16 protein-coding genes and 1 tRNA gene are annotated in these 18,669 nt (G+C 63.6%); 2 read left to right on the top strand and 15 right to left on the bottom strand.

Annotation, left to right across the window (positions count from 1 at the left end):
* Positions 1 to 111: 111 nt before the first annotated feature.
* The 10 genes from hisS to QZ307_RS04230 all read right to left on the bottom strand — a co-directional run bounded on the left by hisS (position 112) and on the right by QZ307_RS04230 (position 11,825).
* Positions 112 to 1,428: a histidine--tRNA ligase gene (hisS, locus tag QZ307_RS04275; protein ID WP_295996342.1), complete on the bottom strand. Its 1,317-nt coding sequence runs from the start codon at positions 1,426 to 1,428 to the stop codon at positions 112 to 114.
* A 204-nt stretch (positions 1,429 to 1,632) separates the two neighbouring features.
* On the bottom strand, positions 1,633 to 2,631 hold the full coding sequence (locus QZ307_RS04270) for a fibronectin type III domain-containing protein (protein WP_295996337.1): 999 nt from the start codon (positions 2,629 to 2,631) through the stop codon (positions 1,633 to 1,635).
* A 180-nt stretch (positions 2,632 to 2,811) separates the two neighbouring features.
* On the bottom strand, positions 2,812 to 3,189 hold the full coding sequence (locus QZ307_RS04265; protein ID WP_275206299.1) for a NifB/NifX family molybdenum-iron cluster-binding protein: 378 nt from the start codon (positions 3,187 to 3,189) through the stop codon (positions 2,812 to 2,814).
* A gap of 183 nt (positions 3,190 to 3,372) precedes the next feature.
* On the bottom strand, positions 3,373 to 4,887 hold the full coding sequence (locus QZ307_RS04260; RefSeq protein ID WP_295996333.1) for an FAD-dependent oxidoreductase: 1,515 nt from the start codon (positions 4,885 to 4,887) through the stop codon (positions 3,373 to 3,375).
* Between the two features lie 156 nt (positions 4,888 to 5,043).
* Positions 5,044 to 6,600: a helix-turn-helix transcriptional regulator gene (locus tag QZ307_RS04255; protein WP_295996331.1), complete on the bottom strand. Its 1,557-nt coding sequence runs from the start codon at positions 6,598 to 6,600 to the stop codon at positions 5,044 to 5,046.
* Between the two features lie 162 nt (positions 6,601 to 6,762).
* Positions 6,763 to 7,872 (bottom strand): 3-isopropylmalate dehydrogenase, encoded by a 1,110-nt coding sequence (gene leuB, locus QZ307_RS04250; protein WP_295996329.1) that lies wholly within the window; start codon positions 7,870 to 7,872, stop codon positions 6,763 to 6,765.
* Positions 7,873 to 7,876: 4 nt separating this feature from the next.
* Positions 7,877 to 8,377: a 3-isopropylmalate dehydratase small subunit gene (leuD, locus tag QZ307_RS04245; RefSeq protein WP_275206297.1), complete on the bottom strand. Its 501-nt coding sequence runs from the start codon at positions 8,375 to 8,377 to the stop codon at positions 7,877 to 7,879.
* Between the two features lie 10 nt (positions 8,378 to 8,387).
* On the bottom strand, positions 8,388 to 9,653 hold the full coding sequence (gene leuC, locus QZ307_RS04240; RefSeq protein ID WP_275206296.1) for a 3-isopropylmalate dehydratase large subunit: 1,266 nt from the start codon (positions 9,651 to 9,653) through the stop codon (positions 8,388 to 8,390).
* A gap of 212 nt (positions 9,654 to 9,865) precedes the next feature.
* On the bottom strand, positions 9,866 to 10,768 hold the full coding sequence (locus QZ307_RS04235; RefSeq protein ID WP_295996322.1) for a peptidoglycan-binding protein: 903 nt from the start codon (positions 10,766 to 10,768) through the stop codon (positions 9,866 to 9,868).
* Between the two features lies 1 nt (position 10,769).
* On the bottom strand, positions 10,770 to 11,825 hold the full coding sequence (locus QZ307_RS04230) for a polyprenyl synthetase family protein (RefSeq protein WP_295996319.1): 1,056 nt from the start codon (positions 11,823 to 11,825) through the stop codon (positions 10,770 to 10,772).
* 257 nt (positions 11,826 to 12,082) lie between these two features.
* On the opposite strand from QZ307_RS04230, the gene QZ307_RS04225 reads away from it, so the two are divergent.
* On the top strand, positions 12,083 to 12,991 hold the full coding sequence (locus QZ307_RS04225) for a sortase (protein WP_295996316.1): 909 nt from the start codon (positions 12,083 to 12,085) through the stop codon (positions 12,989 to 12,991).
* Positions 12,992 to 13,074: 83 nt separating this feature from the next.
* Positions 13,075 to 13,159: transfer RNA gene (locus QZ307_RS04220), tRNA-Leu, on the top strand.
* A gap of 86 nt (positions 13,160 to 13,245) precedes the next feature.
* Here the strand turns inward: QZ307_RS04220 and QZ307_RS04215 are convergent.
* The 5 genes from QZ307_RS04215 to QZ307_RS04195 form a co-directional block, all read right to left on the bottom strand.
* A complete protein-coding gene (locus tag QZ307_RS04215) occupies positions 13,246 to 14,193 on the bottom strand; it encodes a Ppx/GppA phosphatase family protein (RefSeq protein ID WP_295996313.1) in 948 nt (315 codons plus the stop codon).
* 55 nt (positions 14,194 to 14,248) lie between these two features.
* Complete coding sequence (locus QZ307_RS04210; protein ID WP_295996311.1) at positions 14,249 to 14,977, bottom strand: septum formation initiator family protein; 729 nt, start codon at positions 14,975 to 14,977, stop codon at positions 14,249 to 14,251.
* A 433-nt stretch (positions 14,978 to 15,410) separates the two neighbouring features.
* A complete protein-coding gene (locus QZ307_RS04205; RefSeq protein ID WP_295996308.1) occupies positions 15,411 to 15,791 on the bottom strand; it encodes a metal-dependent transcriptional regulator in 381 nt (126 codons plus the stop codon).
* 118 nt (positions 15,792 to 15,909) lie between these two features.
* On the bottom strand, positions 15,910 to 16,143 hold the full coding sequence (locus QZ307_RS04200) for a hypothetical protein (RefSeq protein ID WP_295996304.1): 234 nt from the start codon (positions 16,141 to 16,143) through the stop codon (positions 15,910 to 15,912).
* 9 nt (positions 16,144 to 16,152) lie between these two features.
* Complete coding sequence (locus QZ307_RS04195; protein ID WP_295996384.1) at positions 16,153 to 18,666, bottom strand: ferrous iron transporter B; 2,514 nt, start codon at positions 18,664 to 18,666, stop codon at positions 16,153 to 16,155.
* Positions 18,667 to 18,669 lie beyond the last annotated feature (3 nt).

Genomic DNA, 18,669 nt, shown 5'->3' with positions numbered 1-18,669 from the left:
CCCCCTGTCCCCAGGGAGCCGTTAAAGACCCGAAAGAAAAACCGCAAGCGCAGGACGGTCAACCAGCGCTCCGCGCCAACGGGAGCGGCAGCGGCCACAAGCCACGCGCGATTACAAAATCGCGCGACCCATCTCGCCCACCACGTCTTCCAAACGCACCTGGGCCTCGGTGTGGGTACCCATGTCGCGCAGGGTCACCTCGCCGCGGGCCAGCTCGTCGGGACCCAACACCGCCACGCGGGCTGCTCCCAGCTTGTCGGCCAGCTTGAACTGGCTCTTCAAGCTGCGATGCTGGTGGTCCATCTCGGTAGCGAACCCGGCATCGCGGCACTCTTGCACCAAGGCGAAGGCGCGGGCGCGCACGGAATCGTCCACGCAGGCTACGAACAGTTCGCAGTGCTGGGCCTTCGGGAACTCATAGCCTGCCGCCTCCAAGGCCAGCACGCAGCGCTCGAAGCCCAGGGCGAAGCCAAGGCCCGGCGTGGGGCGACCGCCTACCTCCTCGGCCAGCTTGTCGTAGCGCCCACCGCCGCCGATGGCGTTCTGGGCGCCCATGCCGTTATCCACCTGCACCTCGAACACCGTGCGCGTGTAGTAGTCCAAACCGCGCACCAGGCGATAGTCCTCTTCGTAGGCAATGCCCGCACCGTCAAGCAACGCCTTCACCGCACCGTAGTGCTCCAGGCACTCGTCGCACAGGTGATCGGTGATCTTCGGTGCGTTCTCCATGACGGCAGCGCACTGGGGGTTCTTGCAGTCGAAGGCGCGCAGGGGGTTCACCTGGGCGCGCTCGTTGCAGGTGTCGCACAGCTCGTCGGCGTGCTCATCCATGTAGGCCTTCACCAAGTCGCGGTAAGCGGGACGGCACTGCTCGCAGCCCATGGAGTTCAGCAGCAGGCGCATGGAATCGCGAGGAATGCCGATCTTCTCGTAGAAGCGCATGAGCATGATGATGGCCTCGGCATCGATAGTGGGCTCTTCAGCCCCCAGGCATTCGACGCCCACCTGGTTGAACTGGCGCTGGCGCCCCTTCTGCGGGCGCTCGGCACGGAACATGGGACCGGCGTACATAAGCTTCGCCGGAGCGGCCCCCTGGGGCACCAGGTCGTGCTGCACCACAGCGCGCACGGTGCCAGCGGTGCCCTCGGGACGCAGGCTCAGGCGGCTCTTCGCCTTGGGAGCCTTGCCCTCCTCCACCCAGCGGCGCAGGTTCTCGCCGGAGATGGCGGTGAACATTTCCTTGGACACCACGTCGGTGGCCTCGCCGATGCCGCGGACGAACAGCTCCGTCTGCTCGATGATGGGCGTATCGATGGGCAGGTAGCCGTAGCGCCCGAAAATATCGGCCGCCGTCTGCTTGAAGTAGTTCCAGAACAGCGCCTCGTCAGGCAGAAGATCGCGCGTTCCCTCCGGTGCATTGATGGCCATAACCCGTCCTTTATCTCGTCCAGCGCCCCGCGGCGCCACTATCGGCGCGCCGTGGGCACGCCGCCTGCAGTCAAACAAAAAACGCGCGCCTGCCGCCAAGGCAAGCGCGCGTCTATTGTAGCGCACTCCGATGATATCCGCGGGGCGTCCAGCCCAAGCGACACATTGCGTCGCTGTCGGCCGCCCCTCGGCACTAAAACCGTCCTAGTCGAACGTCCAGCGAACGGTTCCGCTCTTGCCCTTCACCTGATAGGTGTAGTGCTTTCCGCTGGTGTAGGTGGTCTTGCCCACCTTTTTGTTGGCTACCACGTACACGTAGTACTTCTTCTTGGCATTCACTTTCGTTTTGCCAATCTTCTTTACCGTGAGGGAGTTCTTGGAAGCCTTTACCGTCTTTAGCTTCTTATAGCCCTTCTTCTCCTTGGTAGAGGCGTAGACCGTGTAGGACGTAGCGCCCTTGATCTTGTTCCAAGTAACCGTCAGCTTATTGCCCTTGACCTTGGTTTTGCCTGCAACGGCCATGGGCTGCGTGAACATATAGGCCTTCTTGGACCAACCCGACCAACCCCACTTGTCGTGCACGCGCATCTCCACGGTGTACATGGCGTTGTTCTTCACCTTGTTAACCTCGAACTCATTCGAGGGGTACGTGGCGGTTTGCTTGGCGAACACCTTTTTCTTGCCCACCTGATAAACACGGTACTCTATCTTGTCGGCGGCGTTCTGCTTATTCCAGGTAAAGTCAACCTTATTGATGTAGTACCACCACTTGGACTGCTTCACGCCCGTGGGAGTGGTCACGCGGGAAGCAACGTCGGAGCTCGACCCGACCGTGTAAGTGTTGGCATTTCCGGTTCTCAAGGACTTTTCGCTGTACTCAACTTTGACGTAATACTTGGTACCTGCTTTGAGATTCGTAACCGTATAGCTTGTCTGCTCAGCAGGCAGCGCTACCTTGTTCGTCGCGCTGTTGTAATCGGCGCCCCAGCTGACCGTATAGCCCGTCGTCTCGTAGGAAGAGCTGTCCTTGTTCGGATCCTCCCACGAAATGGTAGCCGAATTAGTGGTAGCGGCCGTCTGCGTAATGCCATAGGCCCACGCCTTCTGCGGGGCCAAGGCCAAGCTGGCGGCGCCCACGAGCAGCAGCGCGATAACCGCGAAAAGCGCGACCCCTCCCCTCGATAGTTTTTTCGCCTGTTCCATGGCATCCTCCTTCGTCGATCATGCTCCCTGGATACCACTATTATAGGCAACCCTGGAGCAAACCTGATAGTCGAGGATATATTTACGCGTCGTCAATCGCAAAGCGGCCCCTGACATGTCGTCGGGGGCCGCTCGATAGTCAAGCCATGCCGCAAGCAACAAGACGGTGCGGGCGCGGTTCTAGTGGTGCTGACAAGCTTGGGAGGGATCCATGATCGGCGCCTCGCCGGCGGCCACGGCCGCAGCGGCGTCGGCCACTACGGGGTGCACATTGTCGAAGTACACCGTGATGCCCGCCTGGTTGAAGCCCATCAGCGGACGACCGCCCATGCCAGCGGCCACGATGGCGTCCACACCCTCGCCCGCCAACAGGCCCACGGGGCGCAGGCACCCGCCGGACTCATGGGGCGGATTCTCCACCACGCCGGTTTCCTCGGACACCACGCCGTCCTCGATGGTGACGATGGTGAAGCGGTCGCAGTGGCCGAAGTGGCCGGCACGCGTGGCCTGAAGGCCCGCTTCGCCCATGGTGGGCACTGCCAGTTTAATGGTTGCCATAAGCTTTCCTCTCTCGAAGCATGTATCGCTTCCATTCAACGGGAAATTGCAGGTCGCGTCAAGCGCGGCCACGCAAACGGCACTGGCAGCAAGGCGCCCGCCTCGCAACGAGACGGGCGCCCCTGGGGAAGGGCGGTCAGAACCGCCCCCTGTGAACCGGCGCTCTGAGGAACAAGGGAGGGATTACAGAGCCGCCAGAGTTTCACCAACGAAATAGCCCGTGGCCATGCAGGTGGACACGCTTGCGAAGGACTGCAGCGTGACGGCACCAGCGGCATACAGACCGGGAATCTCAGCATCGGACGTGTCAAGCACTTGGTTGTTCGGGCCGACCATCACACCACCCGAGGTCTTGTAGCGGCTCACGTTCAGCTTCAGCGCATGATACGGCGGCTGCAACGACTCGAGCCATGCCACCTTGCCGAAGTCGGTGTCCTCGCCGCCGGCCACCAGCTCGTCGTAGCGGGCAAACGTGGCCTTCAGCGTATCTGCGGGCACGTCCATGCCAGCGGCCAGCTCATCCAGCGTGTCGGCCTTCACGTACACATCCTCGTGGCTCTTCACGTTGCCCTCTACCGAGTGGCCAATGGCGCGGGCATCAAAGGCGCGCTGGTCGAAGATGGACCACCACTCGCGGTAGCCCGCGTCCAGGGCAGCCTGAGCGGCATCGTGGGACTGGGCCTCCTCGATGAAGCGCTTGCCGTTGGGCAGCACCAGCACCACGGGCGTCCAATAGCCCCAGGTAGTGCAGTTGGGAATGTCGCCCATCAAGTTGCAATAGGTGAAGGAGGAGTCCATGCCCACCAGCTGTGCGCCGGCAGCGGCGGCCATCTTGTGACCCTCGCCCATGCAGCCATGCACCATCTGGCCGTAGTTGGCCCACTCGGGCAGGTACTCGCGCACCATTTCGCCGTTGTCGGCGAAGCCGCCCGTGGCCAGCACCGTGGCCGTAGCCTTGATGTCGGTGATCTTGCCCGTGGTGGTGTCCTCGAAGCGGCAGCCGATCACGGCACCCTCAGTGCCCTTGATCAGCGTGGTGGCGCGCAGGCCGCACACCGTCTCCACGCCCAGCTGGGCCAACTTGTCGGAGATGGGCTGCAAAATGTTGGGGCCGCCCGAACCGATGCCGTCGCCCGGCAGGATAACGCTGCCGAACAGGCGCGGCAACTCGGCCTCGGTGCAGGGCTCCTGGAACTTCGCGCCGAAATCGTTGATGGCAGAGTCCACGAACTTGGTATTGGCGTAGGTCTTGCCCTTCACCCACTCGGGGTACCAGTCGTACTGATCGTAGCCGGCCGTCTGCTTCTCCTTGACGGCCTCCCAGTACTCGTCCACGGTCATGGGGTTGCCCGCGGCCTGCTGCAGCTCGGTGCCCGCGGCGAACATGAAGCAGCACGAGGTGGCCGAATCGCCGCCGGTCTGGTCCTGCTTCTCGACGATTTTGATCTTCTTGCCCGCCAGCGCCGGCGCCATGGCGGCCGCCAGGCCCGCATAGCCCGAGCCGATGATGAGAATGTCGGTCTCTTCGGTGAAGTTCACCGGCTGGTAGCCCACCAGCGTCACTTCACCGGTTTCGGCCAGCGCGCCGGAATCGCCCGCGTCGCCCGACGGACTGCAGCCCGCGAGCGCAGCTCCCGCCCCGGCAATGAGGCACGTTGCGCCGCCAGCCTTCAAAAAATCTCGACGTGAAAGAGTCATGGCGAAATCCTACCTTTCGGATTCTCGACGACCGCCGCGCCCTGCGCCAGCCCCTCCCCTTGAGTTCGCCTGCGCTCCGCTCCAGCGAACACGCGGTCGGTCAATGCGCCGAGAAGCCTACGAAAGAAGCGAGAATTGCGCTCCCCCAAAAAATGGCTATTTTTGAAATAAGTCGATGACCTGCTGTTTCTTATTTACTCCCAGCTTGGCGTACAGGCTTTTAATGTACCCTTGCGCCGTCGAGGTGGACAGATGAAGCCCTGCGGCAATGCTGGCCGCGGTGTTTCCCTGGGCCAGCCCCACCAGCACGTCGCGTTCGCGCGGCGACAGCTGATAGGCAGTCACCAGCTCATCGACCCGCTCGGCCACTGACTCCTCGAAGCTCATCGGCGTGCGCTCCTCCACCACGCGCACCACCTCCACCACCTGCACCACGCGCTTGGCCCGCGCGTTCTTCAGCCCCCAAAGCACCACCACAATACCTAACACGTACACGCACGTGACGCCCACGATGGACAGGTGCACGAAAGTGCTGCCCTCGGTCAGCCCGCCGAAGTACCGCCCCAGCCCCAAACCCACCATAAGGCAGAGCCTCATCGAGGCCGACAGCACCGCCGCCACTCCGTACACACAGTCGCCCGTGCGCCGACAGGCGCGAATAATGCAGAAGGTGGAGAGCATGGCCGTGAACGAGTACGCCGTGTAGATGATCGCGCTGAGCGGACCGCCCCACACGTCGCCGAAATAGGGAAGCACCAAGAACACGGCAATGACGCCGGGAAACACTCCCAGGTACATGAAGTTGCGGTGCGGGATAGCGGAAGTAAGCGCCACGAAGGCAATAACCAGCACTGAGCAGATAAGGGCGCCCTCCAGCGGCGCCTGGGTGGAAATAGTGAACGAGACATGGGCGCTGGCCGCGTACATATTCACGAGCCCCACCACCAACTCGAAGAAGGCTGTGGCCAAAATAGGCGTCGAGCACTCCTCCAAGGTGGCGCGAAACACGCGGAAGCGCTCGGCCACCGCCGCCGGCGTGTCCCCCTCCGCTGCCGGCGCTGAAGCCGAAGGCGTCGGCTCCCCCTGCGACGCCGCCACCGCCGCCCCCGGGTCTTCCGCCCCCGCTTCCCCTTCCGCGCGGCAAAGCTTTCGGGCCGAGGGGAGCAGCGGCCACAGCGCCAAAGCGAAGGTGGCGCCCAACAGATCCTTCGCCAAGCCAGGCAGCTGCTCCATACCGAAGGAGACCACGCTGAACAGCAGCGACGCCACGGCCAACTGCCCGATCAGAACAAAAGGCGATGAGGCAGCCGTCAGCAGCTCCAATGCTGCAAAGCCGATCATAGTAATGGTGAGCCCCCACAGCACCCCCAGAAACGACGAGGCCACTGCCTCATCCAGAAAAGCCCGCGGCGCGAAGGCGATAACGCCGTACACGAGAGCGACCACCAAAAGGGAACCACGATACGGAATACTCCAGGGCCGCAAGCGACCCGTGGCATAGAGCAGGAATACCACCGCGCACGAGAATAGATTGCCCAAGGCCGCCCCCAGCATGAACGAGCCGCTCGACACGTAGCCCAAAGGGTTGGCGAAGAATCCGAAATTCGTGACATAGCTGGTATAGGCCAGCAAGCGATACAGGGTGTACGCAACCAGCGCAACCCCGGCCGACGCGGTAAGCCCGCGACGAACCTCCTCCATCCTCAAGCTCATACCCCTCCCTGCACAAGCTCAGTCGATACAGAGAGGGCTCCGTCCACTGCTTCCACCTCGCTCTGCGAAACAGAAGCAGCCCCGACGGAGCCCTCGTCGTGTCAGTGGATGCACGGCAGTGCGTTAGAACCGCAAAGAGCGGCAACACCGCCGACGCAGGCGCTACAGGCGCTCCACAATCAGGTCGCCCATGGCCACGGTGCCGACGATCTTGTCGGCCGGGGTCTCGGCGTCCTTGATGTCACCAGTACGCCAGCCCTCGTCGAGCACCTGGGTCACGGCGCGACGAATGTCGTCGGCGGCCTCGCCCATGTCGAAGCTGTAGCGTAGCATCATCTCCACAGACAGAATCTGCGCCAGCGGATTGGCAATGCCCTGGCCCGCAATGTCCGGCGCGCTGCCGTGGCTCGGCTCGTACAGCGCCACGCCGTCCCCCATAGACGCGCTGGCCAGCATGCCCAGCGAGCCCGTGATCTGGGCCGCTTCGTCGGACAGGATGTCGCCGAACATGTTCTCGGTCACCACCACGTCGAAGTCAGCCGGGCGGTTGATCAGCTGCATGGCGGTGTTGTCCACCAGCAGGTCCTCCAGCTCCACGTCGGCATAGGCTTCGTCGTGGACGCGATGCACAATCTCGCGCCACAGACGGCTCGTTTCCAGCACGTTGGCCTTGTCCACGCTGGTCACCTTGTTCCGACGCTTGCGGGCAATCTCGAAGGCCTGGCGGGCAATGCGCTCGATCTCGTACTCCGAGTACTCCAGCGTGTCGTAGGCACGCTGACCCTTGGTGCCGTTCGGACCGGCGCCGTCCTCGTCGTAGAAGCGCTCGCGCATGCCGAAGTACAAGCCGCCGGTCAGCTCGCGCACGATCATCATATCCACGCCGTCCACAATCTCGGGCTTCAGCGTGGAAGCGTCGGCCAGGGCGTTGAAGATCTGAACAGGGCGCAAGTTCGTGTACAGGCCCAGCTCCTTGCGGATGCCCAGCAAGCCCTGCTCGGGACGCGGGGCATTCGGGTCGGTGGTGTCCCACTTGGGGCCGCCCACGGCCGCCAGCAGCACGGCGTCGGAAGCACAGGCCGCCTCCAGCGTGGCAGCGGGCAGCGGCTCGCCGGTCTCATCGATGGCAATGCCGCCGATGAGCGCGTCGGTGTACTCGAAAGCGGTGTCGTACTTCGCGCCCACGGCGTTCAGCACCTTCACGCCCTCGGCGATGATCTCCGGGCCGATGCCGTCGCCGGCCAAAAGGCAAATCTTATAGGTTGCGGTCATGCTCTTACGCCTCCTCAGCGAACTTCTTCTGCCAACGCTCCACCAGGCCGCCGGCCTCGATAATCTCAGCAATGAACGGCGGGAAGGGCTGCGCGGTGAAGGTCTGGCCCGTCGTTTCGTCGGTGATGACGCCCGCGTCGGCGTCCACGCTTACCACGTCGCCGTTGCTGATGGCGTCCACGGCCTCCGGGCACTCCATGATGGCCAGACCGGTGTTGATGGCGTTGCGGTAGAAAATGCGCGCAAAGCTCTTGGCAATGACCACGTCCACGCCCGCCGCCTTAATGGCAATGGGGGCGTGCTCGCGGGAGCTGCCGCAGCCGAAGTTCTCGTCGGCCACAATGATGTCGCCAGGCTGCACGTTGTTCACGAACTCCACGTCCAGATCCTCCAGGCAGTGCTTCGCCAGCTCGGCCGGATCGGAGGTGTTCAGGTAACGGGCCGGGATGATGACGTCGGTGTCGATGTCGCGCCCGTAGCGGTGCACAGTTCCTTTGAATTGCATGGGTTCCCTCCTAGTCCAGATCCTCGGGCAGGCCAATGTGGCCCAGCACGGCGGACGCAGCGGCCACGGCCGGCGAGGACAGGTACACCTCGCTGGTGGGATCGCCCATGCGGCCGACGAAGTTGCGGTTGGTGGTGGCAATGGCGCGCTCGCCCGCGGCCAGAATGCCCATGTAGCCGCCCAGGCACGGGCCGCAGGTGGGCGTGGACACGGCGCAGTGCGCGTCGATGAAGATGTCCATGAGCCCCTCGGCGATGCACTGCTGGTACACCTTCTGGGTGGCAGGGATGACAATGCAACGCACATCCGGGTGCACGGTGCGGCCCTTCAGCACCGCCGCGGCCTGCCGCATGTCGGCCAGACGGCCGTTGGTGCAGCTGCCGATGACGGCCTGGTCGATCTTCACGTCGCGGGCCTCGGACACGGGACGCGTGTTGGAGGGCAGGTGCGGGAAGGCCACCGTCGGCACAATGTCGGCTGCGTCGATTTCGATGACCTGAGCGAATTCCGCATCGTCGTCGGAATAGTACGCGGTATAGGGGCGCTCGGCGCGCTCGTCCAGATAGGCGCGGGTAATGTCGTCCACCGGGATCAGACCCGCCTTGCCGCCGGCCTCGATGGCCATGTTGGAAATGGACAGGCGCTCGTCCATGGGCATGGACTCGATGGCGCTGCCCGTGAACTCCATGGCCTTGTACAGCGCGCCGTCCACACCGATCATGCCGATGATATGCAGGATAACGTCCTTGCCGGTCACACCCGGGGCCAGCTGCCCGTCGATGACGAACTTGATGGTCTCGGGCACCTTGAACCAGGCCTTGCCCGTGGCCATGCCCACACCCACGTCGGTGGAGCCCATGCCCGTGGACAGGGCGCCCAGGGCGCCGTAGGTGCAGGTGTGGCTGTCGGCGCCAATGATGAGGTCGCCGGCGCCCACTACGCCCTGCTCGGGCAGCAGCGCATGCTCAACGCCCATGCAGCCCACCTCGTAGTAGTGGGTAATGCCCTGCTCGCGCACGAAATCGCGCACGATCTTGGCCTGCTCAGCGCTCTTAATATCCTTGTTGGGGGTGTAGTGATCGGGCACCAGGGCGATCTTCTCAGGGTCGAACACCTTCCCCGTCAGCTCGCGCACCTTGGCAATGGCAATGGGGGCCGTGATGTCGTTGGCCAGCACCAGATCGAGATCGCACTCGATCAGCTGCCCCGGCTCGACTTCGTCCAGCCCCGCATGGGCGGCGAGGATCTTCTCCGCCATGGTCATAGGACGGGCCATACGCTCTCCTTCTTCTCGCGGGGTTACGTCTTCTCTCAAACGGACATATTTTAGCACTGCCCTCGTTGCAAACAGATTTCCTCCCAGCGAGTAGCCGCCGAAATAGCCGTTTCGGCCACAACGACCCCTCAGAGCAAAAAAAACGCCGCCCCGAAGGGCGGCGTAGACGCACATGGTTTGTCAGCCCACCGCAGAAGACGCGCCGTCCTCCCCTACTCCTGCAGGGCGGCGCAGAGGGCGTCGAGCAGCGTGATGGCATAGTGCTGGGCCGAGCGCTCGGGGCCCGCTTCCAGCCACATCGCGCCGGGCAGTAGCACCGACAGGCGCGGCCAGGAGGCATCTTGCGCCACGTCGATCGCCGACTCCAGGCGCAGGGCCAGCGTGTCCTCGTCCTCGTAGGACACCAGGGGCACCCCCACTTCGGCCTCCTCGGCCGAAAGCAGCACGTGCACCAGCATCATGGAGGCGTCCGGCGCCACCGACAGGCTGTCGGCGCTGATAATCTTCGAGGCGGGATTCGTGGCCAGCGACAAGTTCGACATGCGCGACGCCACCGAGCGCGAGAACTCATCGGTACCGAACAGGCACACGGCATGGCCCTCCAGCACATCGGCCGCTCGGGCAAAGCCCAGGTGACGCGTGTCGCCGTGGGTGGCCTCTTTGCCCACCCACGAATGGGCCAAGTTGCGCAGCGCCGCATAGGTGTAGGCGCCGGCGATGCCATCGGAGGGCAGACCCAGGTTCAGCTGGAAGCGACGCAAGGCTTCCTCGGTGAACGCACCGAAGATGGCGTCCTGACCGCCATGGAAAAAGCCCAGGGCCCCCAACGCCTGCTGCAGCTCCAGCACGTCGTGGCCGTGGAAGTAGGGCATACGCAGGTACAGCGTGCGATCGCCCAGGTTGTAGGACGCGTCCACCAGGGCCGCCCACACCTTGTCGGTTACCTCTTCGGAAACCGGCAGCGAGGATTCCAGACAAAACGCCGCCAGGGCGCGCACTGTGGCCTCGTCGAAGACGCCCGTTACCGCCGCTTCGTCCAAATGCCCGATGCGGCACAGGCGCTGCTGCACGTCCTCGACGGCAGCTCCCGTGTCGTTGCGCTTGATAGGCTCCATATTACTTCAACCTGTTCACGAACCAGTCGGCCATGGAAACGAGAAGATCGCGGTAGGGCGACGCCGGCACAACCTCGATCAGGCGCGCCTTGGCATTCTGGCTGAGGTCTTCGGCGTAGGACCGCGCGTACTCGATGGAGCCCGCGTCCTCCATGAGGGCCACGGCCTCGGCCAGCACCGCGGGATCGTGCTCCTTCGACGAGAGAATTTCCACCAGGCGCTCGCGAGCCGCAGGCTCGGCGTGAGACAGGGCGTGCACCACCACCAAGGTACGCTTGCCCTCGGTAATGTCGCTGCGGAAGTCCTTCTTCTTGGCCTCGTCGGTGCCGATGAGGTTCAGCAAGTCGTCCTGAATTTGGAAGGCCAGGCCCGTATCCAGACCGTAGCTGCGCAGGGCCTCCACCACCTCGTCGGACGCGCCGCCCACAATGGCGCCGATAGCCAGCGGCACCGCGCCCGAGTAATGGGCGGTTTTGTGGATGGCCATGGTGAGGTAGTCGTCGGGCGTGATGTCGTAGCGCCCATCGCGCGCCCAGCCGATGTCGAGGGCCTGGCCCTCCACCGTGCGGCGGGTCATAGCGATCAGCTCGCCGATCACGCGCACCTTCGTGGCATCGTCCAACAGTGGATCATCAATGACCGTGCCGTTCACCTGAGACAGCGCCAGGTCGCCCATGTTGATGGCCAGCCCCAGCCCCTCGGTAAGGTGCAGGCACGGCTCGCCGCGACGAAGCTCGGCCTCGTCGGCGATGTCGTCGTGGATAAGCGCGGCCGAATGGAAGTGCTCGATAGCGGCCGCAGCCGACATAGCCCGGGATGGGTCGCCGCCCACCGCCTTGCAGGCGGCCACGCAAATGAGCGGACGATGGCGCTTGCCCGCATTTTCGCTATAGCGGAACAGCGGGTCGTACAGGTAACGGTCCATGTCGGGATGAGAGCCGTGGGGAATGTACTCGTTGATAAGCACGCCCACGGGCTCGGCGAAGCTGCTCAGGTACTCTTCGAAGGTAGCGGGCACCGCGGGGGCGTCCTCGAGAATTGCGTTAATGTCTTTCATAGTGCTTTCTTGCCGTGGGCTTGATGATTTTCAGCGCCCATCATACTACCACAGAACCCTCCTACCGCTCTGGAAGCCCAATTCACCGACAAGATTGTAAGGTTGAAGGCACGAAACTTCTCACCGTTCAAGGGGTAGCTTTTTTGACGAGAAGTCGATAAAGTAGAGGCCATGGGGGTTGCGCGGCTTACCCACCCTAAAAGCAGCAGCGCCCGTCGCACCCCTTTTTCGCCACCGAGCCCTGAAAGATCGCTGCCGTGACCGTCCGCCTTTTTCGCCTTGCCGCTCTCCGCGCCCCCCTTGTCGGGGGACTGGTTGTCGCGCTTGGCGTCGCAGCGGTCGGATTTGCGTTCACCGGCAGCGCCCAGGCTGACGAAACCGCCGCCAACCCGTCAATTTCCGTCTCTTCGGTGCACGAGGGCGTTCTCGATACGCTCAGCGCCCTGGGCCATCGCGTGGAGCGCCACGGCCAGTACGTGCTCGACGAGAAGGCGCTCGAATACGCTCGTCGCGCCGACGACTCCGACGAGCAGCGGCGCTTGGAAGCCCTGAACACGCGCGGCCAAGAGGAAGCCGCCGCACGCTCAGCCGCAAGCTCGGCCAGCACCGATGCGAACGCCAACGACAGCACCGCCGAAAGCTCCGCGGCCGACGACGACGCCAAGGGAGCCATCGAGGACAGCGGCACGCCGCTCTCTTCCACGACGCCCAAAACTGACACAAAGGCGAAAAGCTCCAAGAGCACGAAAAGCACCTCGTCGTCTTCGCAAACCGCCAAGAAAAAGAAGAAGCGCAAGAACACCCTTTATTTCCAAGGCGAGTACGTTCCCTTCGCCCAGGGCAGCCCCGCCGACACCACCGCCCCGGCCCTTACCGCGAGTACCTGGGTAAGCACCGGCGACGTCGACGATGGCGAGAACACCTACTTCATCGGCCATAACCCCGGCGTTTTCGCCCGTGTCATGGACTTGGAGATCGGCGACAAGATCACCGTCTGGGACGCTTCGGGCGCGAAGCGCACTTACTACGTGTTCGACATTCTCACGCTGCCGAACGCCACAAACTACTATCGCTACGAAGGCCGCATCGCCCCCCGTGGAGAAACCATCACCCTGCAAACCTGCTGCGCCGACGAAAAGAACGTCCGCTGCGTCATGGCGCGATAGGCCCCTCCCCGCTTTCGTGATAGAATGCAAAGGCTCGCGCCAGGGCGAGCCTTCTTTGGGTCGTTACGATCCCGCATTCCTGTGGGGGTGTGGCGGAATTGGCAGACGCAGCGGACTTAAAATCCGCCGACTTCGGTCTTGTGGGTTCGAGTCCCACCGCCCCTACCATACTTGAGAGCGCTTCCCTTATCACATGGCTTCGGGGGCCCGCAATGCTGATCGGGAGAACTCCGCACAAGGCGCTTTCTGCGCCCCTAGGCCCGAGCAGCCTCCAGAATCATGCCGTTCAGAATATCCGATTCACTCACCGTATACTCGGTGGCATCAGCCAAGCGCAGTACCTCTTCCAAGATGATGAACCCCGCCACAATGACGCCGGCGCGCTTGGGATCGAGCCCCACGGTGCGCTCGCGCTCGACCACGGGCAGCGCTGCCAAGCGGTCGGTAATGGCCCGCAGCTGCTCGGCGGTCACCACCGCCTTGTGCACCCGCGTCGAATCGTAGACCGTCATTTCCTCGCGAATGCTCACCACGCTCGTGGCGGTGCCAGCCACGGCCACTAAGCGCTCAATGGCAAACCCGCGCGCCGCCAAATCGCCGAAATACGCGGTCATTTCCTCGCGAATCCACTGGCGCGCCGCCGCCATCTGGTCGGCCGTGGGCGGATCGCTGTGGAAGAAGCGCTCAGTCACACGCCGGCAGCCGATATCGAACGAGTGCGAGGCCAGAGGGTCGGCGCCGGCACGACCTGCCACCACCTCGGTGGAGCCGCCGCCGATGTCGACGACGAGCAAGTTCTCCCCGGGAAAGTCGCTCGAGGCGCCGGCGAAGGTGAGGGCAGCCTCGCGCTGGCCGGGAATCACCGTCAGTGTCACCCCCCGCGCCGCCAAAAGAGCCGTGAACTCGTCGGCGTTCGAAGCGTCGCGGGCCGCGGAGGTGGCCATGGCGATCAAGCGCCGCACGGGATGCTCGGCCGTATCGAACTGCGCCAAAACAGCCAGGTAGTCGTCGACTGCCGCCATCACGCGCTCCATGGCAGCTGGCTGCAAGCGACCGGTCGCATCAACGCCCACTCCCAAATCGGTGATGCGGTATTCCTTGTCCAGCTCGGTCAACGCGCCATCGTGCACATCGGCCACCAGCATACGGCAGGTCACCGTACCGATATCGAGCGCGGCATAGCGTCCGTTCACGTAGCTCATGAGTCCTCCTTGATCACCAATGCAAAAGGGCCCTGGAGGGCCCTTCGGTTACCGGTTACGCGTCGCCTGCAGCGGCGCCGGCCTTATCTTCCACGCCGAACAGCGGGTCGAGCAAGCCCGAGTACCACGTGTCAGGCAACGGTATATCTTCGGATACGATATTGCTGCGGAAAGTGGAGCGGTCCTTGGACTCGAGGCCGCTCACGCTCACCGCGTGCTCGCCCTCTTTCACCCAGCCCAGCTCCTCGCGCGCCCGATCCTCGATGCCCGCGTCGGTCTGCAGGGCCGCCACTTGCTGGCCGATGGCCTCGTTGCGCTCGACCACGGCCTGGTACTCGGCGGCCAGGCGGTCGCGCTCGCGCAGCTCGGTGTAGAACTGCTGGGCAGGACCGTAGAGCATGGCCACACCGAATGCCACGCACAAAACGCACGCCCCCAGGGCCACCAGCGGCCCCCGGGCCTTCGAGCGCTTCTGGGAGGCGGCGAAGGAGCCCGTGCTGCGACGACTGCCTCCGCTGCCGTCCTGCTGCATGCGAGCCGAGCGCTTATGGGTGCTGCCCATTTCGCCCTTGTACACGGCCGCCCGCGGACCGCCCTGCGACGCACCCGAGGGCTTGTCCTTCTCGTACTGTCGGAAATAGGCCTTGCCCGCCCGCTCCTTGGTGCGGGCCCGACGGCCCTCGCTCGCTGAAGCGCGCATACGGCCGAAGAACCCCTGCGCCTGCGGGCCTTCGTCCTCGAAGCGATCCTCATCCACACGCCCACGGCGCGCGCTGGCCGTCATCGAAGACGAGCGATCAGCTGCGCTTCGACGCGAGGACGTTCCTAAGGGATCCCGCGCCGCGGCCAAAGCCGGGGAAGCTCCGCTGCGCACCGACGCTCGCCCATCGTTGCGACTGGCTACCGTAGCACCGCGGCCACGCGCCGCACCGACAGAGACTCCAGACCGCGCCGAGCGTCCGGCTGGCACTGCTGCCGCCCGCGAACGCTTCGAGGGCGTCTCGCCGAACGGCCGCGCCCCCACTTGGGCTCGATAGTCATCACGGACTTCAGGGCGCACGGAGGCACCGCGGCGCTGCGCGGTAGAGCGCCGACGGGCCGCGTCGAACGAGACGATATGCGCCTGGGACTGCAAAGAAGGTTCCTTTCGCTGCCGTGGTGTGTTTCTAGTGCGGTAGTAGCGAGCCGAAAGCAAAGGCGGGGCGAGCCCCGCTTTATCAAAGGTTGAGGCTTTTTACGAAGGCCTCCCACTTCTCAAAAGATTCATCGCTGATGGCGTGCTCCATCTGGCAAGCCTCCACCTCGGCCACTTCGGGGTCGATACCCACGGCCTTGGTGAGGAACTCGGAGAGCAGGTGGTGGCGATCGAGCACCGACTGCCCGTAGGCATAGCCGGCGTCGGTCAGGGTGATGTCGCCGTAATGGGGCTGCACAGCCAGCTGCTGCTCTTTCAGCGCCGAGACGGCCTTGTTCACCGAGGCCTTGGAAACACCCAGCTTGTTCGCCACATCAACCGACCGAACGGGCACGGTGTTCGTGCCGCCCAGCATGACGATGGCCTCAAGGTAGTCCTCATGAGACATGGATGTTTTCACCACGGTACGCTCCTATCCAGATGATCTGTTCATAGTAGCACGTTCCCATGAAAAAACGAGGCTCGGAAAATGAATTCCGAGCCTCGTTCCATAGAGTCTTCGCCGAGCGGCAAAAGGGCAGTTAGCGACCCTTCTCCTTCTCGCAGCAGCAAGCTTTCTTGGCCGCCTCGTCCATGGACTTCACCATATCGTCAACGGCCGAGCAGCTTGAGCAGCCGCGGCACGAGCCCTCGTCGCAGTCGCCCCCGCAGTCGCACAGCCCGCGATGGGTCATGCGACGGATGGCCAAGACGGCCAGAGCCAAGATGATGATCAGCAGAATGACCGTGGATGCGTTCAAGCCAAGATCTTGCATGGAAACTCCTTAGGCGTTGTTGGTCGCCGTCTCCAGCTGAGCGTTCTTCGGCTTAGCAGCGGGACGGAAGATGAGGAACAGCATGCCGGCGGCCACCACCACGGCCACGGCCGTGAAGGGGTTGAGGGCCACTTCGCCGGTAGCCAAGCCCACGAACTGGTAGATCATCAGACCGACGCACCAGGCGAAGGCGCACATGTAGCCCACGGCGGCCCAAGTCCACTTGGCGCTCATCATCTGGCGACGGATGGCGCCGATGGCAGCGAAGCAGGGGGCGCACAGCAAGTTGAAGGCGCAGAAGGCCATGATGGCTGCCGTAGAGCCACCCAGCATGGCGCTGAAGGACATCCACAGGGACGGGTCGGTCTCGCCAATCTCGTCGCCCAGGCTCGTGATGATGCCCACCGTGGAAATCACGTTCTCCTTAGCCACCAGGCCGGTGATGGAGGTAACGGCAGACTCCCAGTTGCCAAAGCCCAGCGGCGCGAAGATCCAGGCCAGGGCGTTACCCAGACCGGCCATGATGGAGTACTGGATGTAATCGTCCATCTCGGGGTCAAGCAGGCCGAACTGGCCATCGTACACGCCGAAGTTCAGCAGGAACCAAATGACCATCGAGGAGATGAAGATGATGGTACCGGCTTTCACCGCGTAGCTCTTCACGCGCTCCCACATGGACAGCAGCACGTTCTTCACCGTCGGCAGGTGGTACTGCGGCAGCTCCATGATGAAGGGGGCCACCTCGCCGGCGAAGGACTTGAACTTCTTCAGGATAATGCAGGACACGATAATGGCGAACAGGCCCAGGAAGTAAAACAGCGGAGCCACCCACCACGTGTTCTCGTAGTCGCCGCCGGCCAGCGCACCGAAGACCAGGGCGATGATGGGCAGCTTCGCGCCGCAGGGAATCATCGTGGTGGTCATGATGGTCATGCGACGATCCTTCTCGTTCTCAATGGTCTTCGTGGCCATAACGGCGGGCACGCCGCAGCCCGAGGCGATGAGCATGGGAATGAAGGACTTGCCGGACAGGCCGAAGCGACGGAACACGCGGTCCATGATGAAGGCGACGCGAGCCATGTAGCCGCAGCCTTCCAAGAAGCCGAGCAGAATGAACAGCACGATCAGCTGCGGGATGAAGCCGAGCACGGCGCCCACGCCGGCGATGATGCCGTCAAGGATGAGCGACTGCACCCACGGAGCGGCGTCGATGGCTTCCAGCCAGCCGCCCACCACCACGGGAACGCCCACATGGTAGAAGCCGTAATCGGCCGGATCGGGCTCTTCGGCCTCCAGGGCCTGGGCGAAGGCAGCGGAGTCGACGGCCTCGGTGGTCACCGCGCCATCGTCCTCTTCCACCTCCATCTCGCCCACGACGCCGGCGCTGTCGGCGGCGTACATGAAGTTCTCGATGGCCTCTTCGTCCTCGACTGTCGGCTCTTCGGCCTCCAGGGCGGCCGTGAAGCCCTCCACGTCCAGACCGTCGGCCTCTGCAGCCTCCAGATAGGCATCGATCTGAGCCTGGTAGCCCTCGTACTCCTCCACGTCGCCCTCGTAGGCCTCGGTGTTGGTGTACAGCCAGCCGTCGCCGAACAGGCCGTCGTTGGCCCAGTCGGTCACATAGGTGCCCACCGTGGACACCGAGATGAAGTACACGAAGAACATGATCACGATGAAGATCGGGATACCGAGGATGCGGTTCGTCACAATGCGGTCGATTTTCTGCGTGGCGGTCATGGCCTTGGGCGACTTCTTCACGCTCTCGGCGCACACGTCGGAGATGGCGTCGTAGCGCTCGTTGGTGATGATGGACTCGATATCGTCGTCCTCGGCGTTCTCCAGCTCGTCGCGCACGGCGGCAATCTTGGACATCTGAGCAGCCGGGAGGTTCAGCTTCTCTTCGGTCATCTGCTCGCCCTCGAGCAGCTTGATGGCGTACCAGCGAGCATGGCGGCCGCTGATGGCGGGGCCGGCGATGTCGATCACCTTGGCCAGGGCCTCCTCGACCGGCTGGCTGAAGCCCACCTCGGTGGCGGGGGCGACGCCCTTGGCGGCCTCGGCCTGAGCGGTTTCCAGCAGCTTGTCCATGCCGCGGCCCTTCAGCGCCGAGGTCTCCACCACGGGACAGCCCAGACGGCGGGACAGCTCGGCCACATTGATGTTGTCGCCGTTCTTCTCCACCAAGTCCATCATGTTCAGGGCGATGACCGTCGGAATGCCCAGGTCGATGATCTGGGTCGTCAGGTACAGGTTGCGCTCCAAATTGGTAGCGTCCACCAAGTTGATCACCACGTCGGGCTTGCCGCTCATCAGGTAATCGCGAGTGACGATTTCCTCGGGGGTGTAGGGGGACAGCGAGTACACGCCGGGCAGGTCCGTGATGGTCACGTCCTTGTTGCCGCGATACTTGCCTTCCTTCTTTTCAACGGTCACGCCGGGCCAGTTGCCCACATACTGGTTCGCACCGGTCAGATCGTTGAACATGGTCGTCTTGCCGCAATTGGGGTTGCCGGCAAGGGCGATGTT

Source organism: uncultured Adlercreutzia sp., from assembly GCA_910585575.1.
In the GTDB taxonomy this organism is placed as follows: domain Bacteria; phylum Actinomycetota; class Coriobacteriia; order Coriobacteriales; family Eggerthellaceae; genus Adlercreutzia.
Note: the sequence above shows the minus strand (reverse complement) of the source record. Positions and strands in the feature narration are given on the sequence as shown.